The 11,391-nt window shown below is 71.0% G+C and carries 11 protein-coding genes; 7 read left to right on the top strand and 4 right to left on the bottom strand.

Annotated features, from left to right (window positions below):
• The first annotated feature begins 79 nt into the window (after window positions 1-79).
• Window positions 80-1,660 (top strand): MFS transporter, encoded by a 1,581-nt coding sequence (locus ACGFU6_RS15370; protein ID WP_393611073.1) that lies wholly within the window; start codon window positions 80-82, stop codon window positions 1,658-1,660.
• On the opposite strand, the gene ACGFU6_RS15365 is transcribed toward ACGFU6_RS15370, so the two are convergent.
• Window positions 1,630-2,592: a helix-turn-helix domain-containing protein gene (locus tag ACGFU6_RS15365; protein ID WP_393611071.1), complete on the bottom strand. Its 963-nt coding sequence runs from the start codon at window positions 2,590-2,592 to the stop codon at window positions 1,630-1,632. The genes ACGFU6_RS15370 and ACGFU6_RS15365 overlap by 31 nt on opposite strands.
• 101 nt (window positions 2,593-2,693) lie before the next feature.
• Here ACGFU6_RS15365 and ACGFU6_RS15360 point away from each other — a divergent pair, with 101 nt between their 5' ends.
• Entirely contained in the window at window positions 2,694-4,166 is a 1,473-nt protein-coding gene (locus ACGFU6_RS15360; protein ID WP_393611070.1) for an MFS transporter, read from the top strand.
• Window positions 4,167-4,453: 287 nt separating this feature from the next.
• Here ACGFU6_RS15360 and ACGFU6_RS15355 read toward each other — a convergent pair whose 3' ends face one another.
• Window positions 4,454-4,708: a DUF6243 family protein gene (locus ACGFU6_RS15355; protein WP_393611068.1), complete on the bottom strand. Its 255-nt coding sequence runs from the start codon at window positions 4,706-4,708 to the stop codon at window positions 4,454-4,456.
• 283 nt (window positions 4,709-4,991) lie between these two features.
• Between ACGFU6_RS15355 and ACGFU6_RS15350 the strand changes: the two genes are divergently transcribed.
• Together ACGFU6_RS15350 and ACGFU6_RS15345 are read left to right on the top strand one after the other, a co-directional pair.
• Window positions 4,992-6,017, top strand: coding sequence for an aldo/keto reductase (locus ACGFU6_RS15350; protein ID WP_393611066.1), 1,026 nt, complete (start codon window positions 4,992-4,994; stop codon window positions 6,015-6,017).
• A 77-nt stretch (window positions 6,018-6,094) separates the two neighbouring features.
• Window positions 6,095-6,682 (top strand): TetR family transcriptional regulator, encoded by a 588-nt coding sequence (locus ACGFU6_RS15345; RefSeq protein WP_393611064.1) that lies wholly within the window; start codon window positions 6,095-6,097, stop codon window positions 6,680-6,682.
• Window positions 6,683-6,798: 116 nt separating this feature from the next.
• On the opposite strand, the gene ACGFU6_RS15340 is transcribed toward ACGFU6_RS15345, so the two are convergent.
• Together ACGFU6_RS15340 and ACGFU6_RS15335 are read right to left on the bottom strand one after the other, a co-directional pair.
• Window positions 6,799-7,005 (bottom strand): hypothetical protein, encoded by a 207-nt coding sequence (locus ACGFU6_RS15340; protein WP_123526083.1) that lies wholly within the window; start codon window positions 7,003-7,005, stop codon window positions 6,799-6,801.
• Between the two features lie 91 nt (window positions 7,006-7,096).
• Window positions 7,097-8,479: a glycine--tRNA ligase gene (locus tag ACGFU6_RS15335; RefSeq protein ID WP_393611062.1), complete on the bottom strand. Its 1,383-nt coding sequence runs from the start codon at window positions 8,477-8,479 to the stop codon at window positions 7,097-7,099.
• A gap of 157 nt (window positions 8,480-8,636) precedes the next feature.
• Between ACGFU6_RS15335 and ACGFU6_RS15330 the strand changes: the two genes are divergently transcribed.
• From ACGFU6_RS15330 to ACGFU6_RS15320, 3 genes are read left to right on the top strand one after another with little or no spacing between them, the layout of a single operon-like run.
• Window positions 8,637-9,608: a metal ABC transporter substrate-binding protein gene (locus tag ACGFU6_RS15330; protein ID WP_393611060.1), complete on the top strand. Its 972-nt coding sequence runs from the start codon at window positions 8,637-8,639 to the stop codon at window positions 9,606-9,608.
• Between the two features lie 56 nt (window positions 9,609-9,664).
• Window positions 9,665-10,447 (top strand): metal ABC transporter ATP-binding protein, encoded by a 783-nt coding sequence (locus ACGFU6_RS15325; RefSeq protein ID WP_393611217.1) that lies wholly within the window; start codon window positions 9,665-9,667, stop codon window positions 10,445-10,447.
• Window positions 10,448-10,449: 2 nt separating this feature from the next.
• The gene (locus ACGFU6_RS15320) at window positions 10,450-11,343 is read left to right on the top strand and encodes a metal ABC transporter permease (protein WP_123526081.1); all 894 of its coding nucleotides are present in this window, start codon (window positions 10,450-10,452) and stop codon (window positions 11,341-11,343) included.
• Window positions 11,344-11,391 lie beyond the last annotated feature (48 nt).

The raw sequence follows: 11,391 nt of genomic DNA, 5'->3' as shown, positions 1-11,391 counted from the left end.
TCCGGTCCGGAGCGGGCCCGGGGCCCCGGGTGCGGTGCCACCGTCAGCGAGGGTCGTTAGTTAGTCGTACTATCCATGCATGCCCGAGCTCAGCCACCGGAGACGGATGCTGGTGCTGGCGATCTGCTGCATGAGTCTGCTGATCGTCAGCCTGGACAGCACCGTCCTGAACGTCGCCCTCCCGTCCATGCGCCAGGACCTGCACGCGAGCGTCGCGGGGATGCAGTGGACGATCGACGCGTACACCCTCGTCCTCGCCTCCCTCCTCATGCTCGCCGGGTCCACCGCCGACCGGATCGGCCGGCGCAAGGTCTTCATGGCCGGACTCGTCCTCTTCACCCTGGGCTCGGCGCTCTGCTCCATCGCGCCCAGTCTGGAGACACTGATCGTGTTCCGGATGGTGCAGGCCGTCGGCGGCTCCATGCTCAACCCGGTCGCGATGTCGATCATCACCAACACCTTCACCGACCCGCGCGAACGCGCTCGGGCGATCGGCGCCTGGGGCGGTGTCGTCGGCATCTCGATGGCCGCGGGACCGGTGGTCGGCGGCAGCCTGGTCGATTCGGTCGGCTGGCGGTCGATCTTCTGGATCAATCTGCCGGTCGGCATCGCCGCGCTGCTGCTGACCTTGAAGTACGTCCCCGAGTCGCGTGCCGCGAAGGCCCGCCGCCCCGACCCGGTGGGCCAGTTGCTGGTGATCGCGCTGCTGGGCTCGCTGACGTACGCGATCATCGAGGCGCCGCAGAAGGGGTGGACCTCCGCCGAGATCCTGCTGTTCGCCGCAGTCGCGGCAGCCTCGCTCATCGGCCTGCTGGTGTACGAGCCCCGGCGCGCCGATCCACTGATCGACCTGCGGTTCTTCCACAGCGCCCCGTTCAGCGGGGCCACCGTCATCGCGGTCAGCGCCTTCGCCGCGCTCGGCGGCTTCCTCTTCGTCAACACGCTCTATCTGCAGGACGTACGGGGGATGAGCGCGCTGGGCGCCGGCCTGTACATGCTCCCGATGGCGGCGGTGGTCTGTGTTCTGCCGCCGCTCTCGGGGCGCGTCGTCGCCACCCGGGGGCCACGCATCCCGCTCCTGGTCGCGGGGGTGGGGATGGCGGCGAGCGGTCTCATGTTCGCGCTGTTCGACGCGGAGACCGACAACGCGCTGATGTTCACCGGCTATGTGCTGTTCGGGCTGGGCTTCGGCGCGGTGAACGCGCCCATCACCAACACCGCCGTCTCCGGCATGCCCCGCTCCCAGGCGGGCGTCGCCGCGGCGGTCGCCTCGACCAGCCGCCAGATCGGGCAGACGCTGGGCGTCGCCGTGATCGGCGCCGTGCTGGCGGCCGGTGTGTCAGGCGCCGGCTCGTCCGGCGGCATCGGGCCGGCCGGCGACTTCGTGGCGGCGAGCAAGCCCGCCTGGTGGATCATCACCGGCTGCGGTGTGTGCGTCCTGGTGGTCGGGGCGCTGAGCAGCGGGCGCTGGGCACGGGGCACCGCCCGCCGGACCGCGGAACTGCTGGAGGGCGCGGCGACGGCGGGACACGGACCGGCCGCCGGCCGGCCGGGGGCCCGTCCCGACGGCAAGTCCGACGGCAAGTCCGGTGGCGGGCCCGACGGTCAGTCCGGTGGCGGGCCAGGTGGTCAGTCCTCGTCCGCGAGCACCAGGGCCTGAAGCCGCTGGAGCCGCTCCTGGGTCTCCTCGTCGCGCGGCACGTAGGTGACCAGGCGCGGACCGGCCGCCGGGCCCAGCCACAGATCCGAGGTCTCCAGCCGCAGCAGCCCCACGTACCGGTTCCGGAAGACCTTGGACCGGCCGCCGGAGCCGACCACCTCATGCCTCGCCCAGGTCTCCCGGAACTCGGGCGACGCCGACTCCAGCCGCTTGAGCAGGGCCTTCCACGCGGGATCGGCCAGGTGCTCAGCCATCGCGGCACGGAATTTGGCCGTCAGGAAGCGGGTCACCTCGGCGATGTCCATGACGGTGGAACGCCACTGCTCGTTCGTGTAGGCGAGCAGCATGATGTTGCGGTCCTCGGGTGCCACGGCGTCCAGTTCGCAGAGCAGCCGGCCGTAGGTCCGGTTGTGGGCGAGCACGTCGTAACGGCTGTTCTGGACACATGCGGGGATCGGCTCCAGCTGCCGCAGCATCGCGCGCAGCGCCGGGGTGATGCTCGGGCAGTCCGTGCCGGGGGCCGGGTCGATGGCTCCGGCGAGTGAGAAGAGGTGGCTGCGCTCGCTGCGGTCGAGCAGCAGCGCACGGGCGAGCGCGTCCAGGACCTGGGGCGAGACCTGGATGTCACGGGCCTGTTCGAGCCACGTGTACCAAGTGACGCCGACGGCGGAGAGCTGCGCCACCTCCTCGCGGCGCAGCCCCGGCGTGCGCCTGCGACGGCCCCGGACCAGGCCCACCTGCTCGGGGGTGATGCGCTCCCGGCGGCTGCGCAGGAAGTCCGCGAGCTCGTGGCGCCGGATGTCGGTCTCGGAGGTCTCAAAGGTGGCGGCGGTCTCGGCGGTCGTGGTCGTCCCGGAGGCCTCGGGGGCCGCGGGGGTCGTGTTCGCGGCTGCTCCGGCGGTTTCGGGGGCTACGGTCGCCATCGTCGTCATTCCTCCAGCGTGCGGCACGGCCCGGCGCCATGCCGGGTGCTACTTGTACCAGGATAAAGACACTCTGGTACCAGGCTTCGAGAAGAGCCATCGTCGATGCCGTGAGTGAATCCCCTGTACGGCCGAAGACATCCGCCCCCACTGCCGCGCCGGTGGTACGGCACGACCACCCCACGCCGGTGCTCGGCGCGCTCGGGCTGTTCACCGTGCTGCTCGGTGCGGCGCTCCCCCTGATCGACTTCTTCATCGTGAATGTCGCCCTGCCCACCATCGACCACGACCTGGCCGCGGGACCCGCGCTGCTGGAGCTCGTCGTGGCGGGGTACGGGCTCGCGTACGCCGTCCTGCTCGTACTCGGCGGCCGGCTCGGCGACATGGCCGGCCGGCGCCGGCTGTTCCTGCTCGGCATCGCGGCCTTCGGGCTCACCTCGCTGGCCTGCGGGCTCGCGCCGAACGCCTGGACGCTGGTCGGCGCGCGGGTCGCCCAGGGCGCCGCGGCGGCGCTGATGCTGCCGCAGGTGCTCGCCACCATCCAGGCGGCCACCTCGGGGCACCGGCGGGCCAGGGCGATGAGCCTGTACGGGGCGACGGCCGGGCTCTCCATGGTCGCCGGCCAGATCCTCGGCGGGGTGCTGGTCGCCGCCGCGCCGCTGTCGTCGGTGTTCGGCGAGAGCGCGGGCTGGCGATCGGTGTTCCTGGTCAACGTCCCGGTGGCGGCGGTGGGGCTGGTACTGGCGGCCCGCTCGGTCCCGGAGACGCGTTCGGAGCGGCCCGCTCCGGTCGACGTGCCGGGCACGCTGCTGCTGGCCGCGTCACTGGTCACCCTGCTGGCCCCGCTGACCGAGGGCCGGGCGGCGGGCTGGCCGCTGTGGACCTGGGTCTCGCTGGCACTGTTCCCGTTCGCCGCGGCCGCCTTCTACCGGGTGGAGCGGCGGGCCGACCGCAACGGCCTGATCCCGCTGGTCCCGCCGAGCCTGCTGCGGCTCGACTCGCTGCGGCGCGGGCTGTCGCTGGTGCTGCCCTTCTCGGTGGGCTTCGGCGGTTTCATGTTCGTCATCGCGGTGGCCCTCCAGCAGGGCCTGAAGCTGGGTCCGGCGGCGTCCGGCCTCTCGATGGCCCCGATGGCGGCGGCCTTCTTCGCCGCCTCGCTGGCCGGCCCGGGGCTGGTACGGCGCTACGGCAGCCGGGTCGTGACGGCCGGCGGGCTCATCCAGGCGGTCGGCGTGGTGGTGCTGGCGCTCACCGTGTGGCACAGCTGGTCCGGGCTGGAGCTGCTGGGGCTGCTGCCGGGAATGGCGATCGCCGGTCTCGGCCAGGGGCTCCAGTTGCCCGTCCTGTTCCGCATCGTGCTCTCCGACGTACCGCCGGAGCGGGCCGGGGTCGGCGGCGGAGTCATGACGACGACTCAGCAGGCGGCGCTGGCACTGGGTGTGGCGACGCTCGGTTCGCTGTTCCTGTCGCTGGCGCCGGGGTCGGGGATGCGGGACGCGCTGGTCGTGACGCTGCTGGTGCAGTTGGGCGCGGTGGTGCTGACGACACTGCTGAGTCTGCGGCTGCCACGCACCGTCGCATGAGCCCGGGGCGTGCGGGGCGTCCGGGGAGCCCAGGGCGTCCGGAACGGCGGGGGGGGGCGGCGGGCCCGCGGGGTGGGTGTTGGCGGGGCCGCCGGGCGGGGGGGCGGGGGGGGGGCCGGGGCCCCCGGGGCCTCCGCACGGGGGGGGCCCCGAAACACCGGGGGTTCCCGGCCCCCCCGGCCGTACGCGTGGTGCCCTGGGCTCCCGCGCTCGACTTCCTGTTCTGTCCCTGCTGACCGGGTTCGGCGAGCAGGTGTCCCTGCTGACCGGGCTGGGCGAGCAGGGGGTCAGCTCTGCGCCGGGGCGTCCTGCTCGGTTGCGTCCTTGGCGGGTGCGTCCTGGGCCTGGGCGTCCTGCTCGGCGGCCTCGTCCGACGGTGCGTGACCGGCGCGCTCCCGCATCTTGCGCAGCAGCTCCTGCTTCTGGTCGGCCGCCGTCTTCCGGTTGGCGTTGCGCTCGGGACCTGTGCCCTGCTGCTCGGCACGGGACAGCTTCTTCCGCTGTCCGCCGACGCCGAGAAGGTTGTTACGGCTTTTGGCCACGGGGTTCTCCCATCCTTGGTGAAAGTGAGGTCTGAAACGACCCTGGATCGATCCGGTGGGCGGCGGGTGCTCGGACCCGCCGCGCACTCACTCGTAGATCTGGAAGAACGAAGCCATGCCGGAACGGTACCCCGCGCCGAGCGGCTCCCGCACCGGATTTTCGGTCGACCGGAATCACCCCACAGAGGGAACATGGACTGACAGATATTGAAATCTGTCATCACCTATGTCATGGTCGGTATGTACCCATGACGCCTGGCCCCAGCACACCCGGGAGTTCCCTATGACCGCCCTCCGCACCCACACCCTCGGCTCCACCGGCCCGCAGGTCTCCACGCTCGGCCTCGGCTGCATGGGCATGTCCGCGCTGTACGGCGAGGCCGACCGCGCCGAGTCGATCGCCACCGTCCACGCGGCGCTCGACGCCGGAATCAACCTGCTCGACACCGGCGACTTCTACGGCATGGGGCACAACGAGCTCCTGATCAACGAGGCCCTGCGCACCGCGCCCGCGTCCGCCCGGGAACGGGCGCTGACCAGCGTGAAGTTCGGCGCGCTGCGGACGGTCGAGGGCGCCTTCAGCGGATACGACGGCCGCCCGGCGGCGGTCAAGAACTTCGCGGCCTACTCGCTCCAGCGACTGGGGCTCGACCACATCGACGTCTACCGCATCGCCAGGCTCGACCCCGACGTACCGGTCGAGGAGACCGTCGGCGCCATCGCCGAGCTGGTCGAGGCCGGGCACGTCCGGCACATCGGCCTCTCCGAAGTCGGTGCGGAGACCATCCGGCGGGCGGCGTCCGTCGCCCCGATCTCCGATCTGCAGATCGAGTACTCGCTGCTCTCCCGCTCCATCGAGGCGCAGATCCTCCCGGTCTGCCGCGAGCTGGGCATCGGCGTCACCGCGTACGGGGTGCTCTCCCGAGGACTGATCAGCGGCCACTTCACCCGCGACCGCGAGCTGGCCGCCGGTGACTTCCGGAGCATGAGCCCGCGCTTCCAGGACGAGAACCTCCGGCACAACCTCGACCTGGTCGAGGCGCTCCGGAAGATCGCCGGGCAGAAGGGCGTCACGGTCGCGCAGATCGCCATCGCCTGGGTCCTGGCCCAGGGTGCGGCCCAGAGCACGGACATCGTGCCGCTGGTCGGCGCCCGCAGGCCCGACCGTCTGACCGAGGCCCTCGGCTCCCTGGACGTGGAGCTGACCGAGGCCGACCTCGCGGCGATCGAGGAGGCCGTCCCGGCCGGCGCCGCGGCGGGCGCCCGCTACCCCGACAGCCAGATGGCCCACCTGGACAGCGAGCGCTGACGTCCGGGTACGGTCGAAGCCGCCCGACGGCGACCTGAGCCGCTCGACGCCCCGCCCCGAAAGGCAGCACACCCACCATGACGCCGCCGCCCGACCCGCTGACTCCCGAGCGCATCCTCGAAGCCACCGAGGACGTGCTGCGCCGCTACGGCCCCGCCAAGGCGACCGTGGTCGACGTGGCTCGGGCGCTCGGCGTCAGCCACGGCAGCGTGTACCGCCACTTCCGTACGAAGGCCGCCCTGCGCGAGGCGGTGACCGGCCGCTGGCTGACCCGCACGGAGCTGGCGCTCACCGAGATTCTGCACGCCTCGGCCCAGCCCGCCCCGGCGAAGCTGCGGCAGTGGCTGGAGACGCTGTTCGAGGCCAAGCGGCACAAGGCGGGTGACGATCCGGAGCTGTTCGCCACCTATGAGGTGCTCATGGGCGAGAGCACGGTGGTCGAGGAACACATCCGCGAACTGGTGGGCCAGCTGCGGGAGATGATCGAGGAGGGGGTGTCCGACGGCCAGTTCGCGGTGGCCGACCCCGCGTCGGCCGCCCAGGCAGTCTTCGACGCGACGGCACGCTTCCACGACCCGGCGTATGCCGCCGAGTGGCAGAAACCCGCCATCGCCGCCGAGTTCACCGCCGTCACGGACCTGCTGCTGCGAGGCCTGCGGGCCTGAGACCGCGCCCGTACCGGCCGAACGGGACCGGCGGCGGTACCGGAAGCGAGACCGGGACCGGAAGCGGGATCAGAGCCGGCGCCGGCCCCGGATCGGGGCCGGAATCGGAGGCCGGGCTACGTCGCCGTCGGGTCGACCGTCGCCTGGTGCGCCTCCGCGAGGTGTTCCTCGGCCTTGAGCCAGGGCAGGAACTGCACCCCCTTGCGCCAGTCGCAGGTGTCGCAGCTCAACTGCCGCTGCATCCCCGACTTCCGTACGTGGACTATGTGTTCACGGCCGTGCTGGTCCCATCTGCTGACCTTGCTCGTGGTCATGGACGGCATCCGAGCCTCCTGTGGACGATTGTGCCCAGTGTGCACGAAGCCCCCGGTTCCGTTCGGGGAACCGGGGGCATCGTGCAGCGGATGCGAGGCGTCAGCAGCCGAGCAGCCGTGCGCCCAGGTACGCCTGGATCTGGTCCAGGGAGACGCGCTCCTGTGTCATCGTGTCGCGCTCGCGCACCGTCACCGCGTTGTCGTCGAGGGTGTCGAAGTCGACGGTGACGCAGAACGGCGTACCGATCTCGTCCTGGCGACGGTAACGGCGGCCGATGGCGCCCGCGTCGTCGAACTCGATGTTCCAGTTCTGCCGCAGGTCGGCCGCGAGGCCCTTGGCCTTCGGCGAGAGCTGCGGGTTGCGGGACAGCGGCAGGACCGCGACCTTCACCGGCGCCAGGCGCGGGTCGAGGCGCATCACGGTGCGCTTCTCCATGACGCCCTTGGCGTTGGGCGCCTCGTCCTCGATATAGGCGTCCAGCAGGAACGCCAGGACCGAGCGGCCCACACCGGCGGCCGGCTCGATGACGTAGGGGGTCCAGCGCTCGCCGGCCTCCTGGTCGAAGAAGGACAGGTCCGTGCCCGAGGCCTTGGAGTGCGCCTTCAGGTCGTAGTCCGTGCGGTTGGCGACGCCTTCCAGCTCGCCCCACTCGCTGCCGCCGAAGCGGAAGCGGTACTCGATGTCAGCGGTGCGCTTGGAGTAGTGGGAGAGCTTCTCCGCCGGGTGCTCGAACCACCGCATGTTCTCCTCGCGCATACCGAGGCCGGTGTACCAGTTCCAGCGCTGCTCCATCCAGTATTCCTGCCACTGCTCGTCCTCGCCCGGCTTGACGAAGAACTCCATCTCCATCTGCTCGAACTCGCGCGTGCGGAAGATGAAGTTGCCCGGAGTGATCTCGTTCCGGAAGGACTTGCCCATCTGCGCGATGCCGAACGGCGGCTTCTTGCGCGAGGTCTGCTGCACCTGGCCGAAGTTGGTGAAGATGCCCTGAGCCGTCTCGGGACGCAGGTAGGCGACCGAGCCGGAGTCCTGGGTGGGGCCGAGGTGCGTGGAGAGCAGGCCGGAGAACTGCTTGGGCTCGGTGAAGGTGCCCTTGTTGCCGCAGTTGGGGCAGTTGAGGTCGGCGAGGCCGTTGACCGGCGGCTTGCCGTGCTTCTCCTCGTACGCCTCCTCCAGGTGGTCCGCGCGGTAGCGCTTGTGGCAGGAGGTGCACTCGGTCAGCGGGTCGGAGAACGTGGCGACGTGACCGGAGGCCACCCACACCTCGGGGGCCAGGATGACCGACGAGTCGAGCCCGACCACGTCCTCGCGCGAAGTGACCATGTAGCGCCACCACTGGCGCTTGAGGTTCTCCTTGAGCTCAACGCCCAGCGGTCCGTAGTCCCAGGCGGCGCGCTGACCACCGTAGATCTCACTGCAGGGGAAAACGAAGCCACGGCGCTTGCTCAGGCTGACGATGGAGTCGATCTTGTCGGCGGCCACGGTGCTCTCTTCATTACGACGACGGCGAACGGCGAAGTCCTCAGATTACCGGCGGGCACGCCCCTTCGATCAAATCGGTATCGGACCGGTCCGCCGGGCCGTGTGCCCGAGGTCATCCCATCGACCTTGTTGACAATCGTTTCCACTTTTGTTGAAAATGACTGTCATGAACAAACGCCGCCGCCTCATACCCACCGCTGTCGCCGCCGGAGCAGTCGTCCTCGGCCTCACCGCGCTCTCCGCCTGTTCGACGTCCGACGCCGCCGGCCACAAGAGCGGCGGCAAGCTGAAGGTGGTGGCGTCGTTCTACCCGATGCAGTTCCTGGCCGAGCGAATAGGCGGCGGCCACGTCTCCGTCTCCACTCTCACCAAGCCGGGCGTGGAGCCGCACGACCTGGAGCTCAGCCCTCGGCAGATCGGCGGCCTCAGCGACGCCGACTACATCCTCTACCTCAAGGGCATCCAGCCCGCGGTGGACGACGCGATCAAGCTCTCCGAGTCCAAGCACACCGTCGACGCCGCGAAGCTGACCACGCTGGAGGACCACGGCGCCGAGGTCGGCGGCGAGGACCACGAGCACGGCCACGAGCACGAGGGCGAGGAGGCCGGCGCCGACCCGCACATCTGGCTCGACCCGGTGAAGTACGCGGAGGTCGCCAAGGGAGTCGGCAAGTCCCTGGAGAAGACCGACCCGGACCACGCCGCGGACTACCGCAAGAACACCGACACCCTGGTCAAGGAACTCGGCGCGCTCGACACGGCGTACAAGAAGGGGCTGGCGGACACCGCCACCAAGACGTTCATCACCACCCACTCCGCCTTCGGATACCTGGCCGAGCGCTACGGCCTCACCCAGGAGGGCATCGCCGGCATCGACCCCGAGGCCGAGCCCAGCCCCGCCCGGATCAGCGCCCTGCACTCCATCGCGGAGAAGAAGAAGGTCACCACGGTCTTCTTCGAGACGCTCGCCAGCGACAAGACGGCCAGGACCGTCGCCCGCGACACCGGCCTGCGGACCGACGTCCTGGACCCGCTGGAGGGAATCACGGACAGGTCCAAGGGCGATGACTACATCGAGGTCATGAAGTCCAACCTCGCCGCGCTGCAGAAGGCGCTCGGCGCGAAGTGAGCGACGACCCCACCGAACCGGCCGGCCCGAACCCCGCAGCAGCACCGGAGGCGCTCATGCCCGAGCCCGCGAGCTCCACCCCCGAACCCGTGATCGTCCTGCGCGACGCCACGGCCACCCTCGGAGCGCGCCCCGTACTGCGCGGCGTCGACCTGACCGTGCACCGCGGCGAGGTCGTCGCGCTGCTCGGCGCCAACGGCTCCGGCAAGTCGACCGCCGTGCGCTCCGCCATCGGCCAGGTCCCGCTCACCGGCGGCGCCGTAGAACTCTTCGGCACCCCGCTGCGCCGGTTCCGCGACTGGGCCCGGGTCGGCTACGTACCGCAGCGCACCACCGCGGCCGGCGGCGTACCGGCCACCATCCGCGAGGTCGTCTCCTCCGGGCGGCTCTCCCGCACAAAGCTCGGCCTGCCCCGCAAGGCCGACCGCGCCGCCGTCGACCGGGCGATCGGACTCGTCGGCCTCACCGACCGCGCCAAGGACTCCGTGAACGCCCTCTCCGGCGGCCAGCACCAGCGCGTCCTGATCGCCCGCGCGCTCGCCGCCGAACCCGAACTGCTGATCATGGACGAGCCGATGGCCGGCGTCGACCTGGCCAGCCAGGAGATCCTCGCCGCGACCCTGCGCGACCAGGTCGCGGCGGGCACCACCGTGCTGCTCGTCCTGCACGAGCTGGGCCCGCTGGAGCCGCTGATCGACCGCGCGGTCGTCCTGCGCGACGGCTGCGTGATGCACGACGGACCGCCCCCGAAGGCGCTGGGCCAGCACGCGCTGCCCGGCCACGACCACGTACACCCCCACGCGGCTTCCGAGCCCGTCCGGACGGGACTGCTGAGCTGATCATGGAATTCCTCACCCCTCCCTTCATGCAGCGGGCGCTGATCGCCGCCGTACTGGTCGGCGTCATCGCCCCCGCCGTCGGCATCTACCTGGTGCAGCGCCGGCAGGCCCTGATGGGCGACGGCATCGGCCACATCGCGATGACCGGCGTCGGCCTCGGCTTCCTGCTCTCCACCAGCCCGGTCTGGATGGCCACCGCCGTCGCCGTCGTCGGCGCGGTCGTCATGGAGCTGATCCGCTGGTACGGACGCACCCGGGGCGACATCGCGCTGGCGATGCTCTTCTACGGCGGCATGGCGGGCGGTGTCCTGCTGATCAACCTCTCCGACACCGGTTCCAACGCCAACCTCACCTCGTACCTCTTCGGCTCGCTGTCCACGGTCTCCTCCGAGGACATCACCGCGATCGGCCTGCTGGCGGCGTTCGTGCTGCTGGTGACGGTCGGGCTGCGCAGGCAGCTGTTCGCGGTCAGCCAGGACGAGGAGTTCGCCCGGGTCACCGGACTGCCGGTGCGGGTCCTGAACCTGCTGATCGCCGTCACCGCGGCGGTCACCGTCACCGTCGCGATGCGGGTCGTCGGGCTGCTGCTGGTCAGCGCCCTGATGGTGGTCCCGGTCGCCGCCGCGCAGCAGATCAGCCGGTCCTTCAAGGTGACCTTCGTGCTCTCGGTCGTCATCGGGGTGGCGGTGACCCTGGCCGGCACCGTGACCTCGTACTACCAGGACGTACCGCCCGGGGCGACGATCGTGCTGCTGGCCATCGGCGTCTTCATCGCACTGACCCTGCTCGCCGCCCCGCTGGGAAGAAGGCGTGCGCGCATCGGCGAATCGGCCGCCGAACGGTGCACCCTGGAGGTACCGGCGACCCGCCGCGCCGCGGACGACGTCCGCGTCTGACCCCGCGGCCGGTCCGGGCTGGCACAATGGCCCGACAAACGTACGGGC

Source organism: Streptomyces sp. NPDC048462 (assembly GCF_043200175.1).
Classification (GTDB): domain Bacteria; phylum Actinomycetota; class Actinomycetes; order Streptomycetales; family Streptomycetaceae; genus Streptomyces.
The sequence above is the reverse complement of the archived record's forward strand: the minus strand, read 5'-3'. Positions and strand labels throughout refer to the sequence as shown.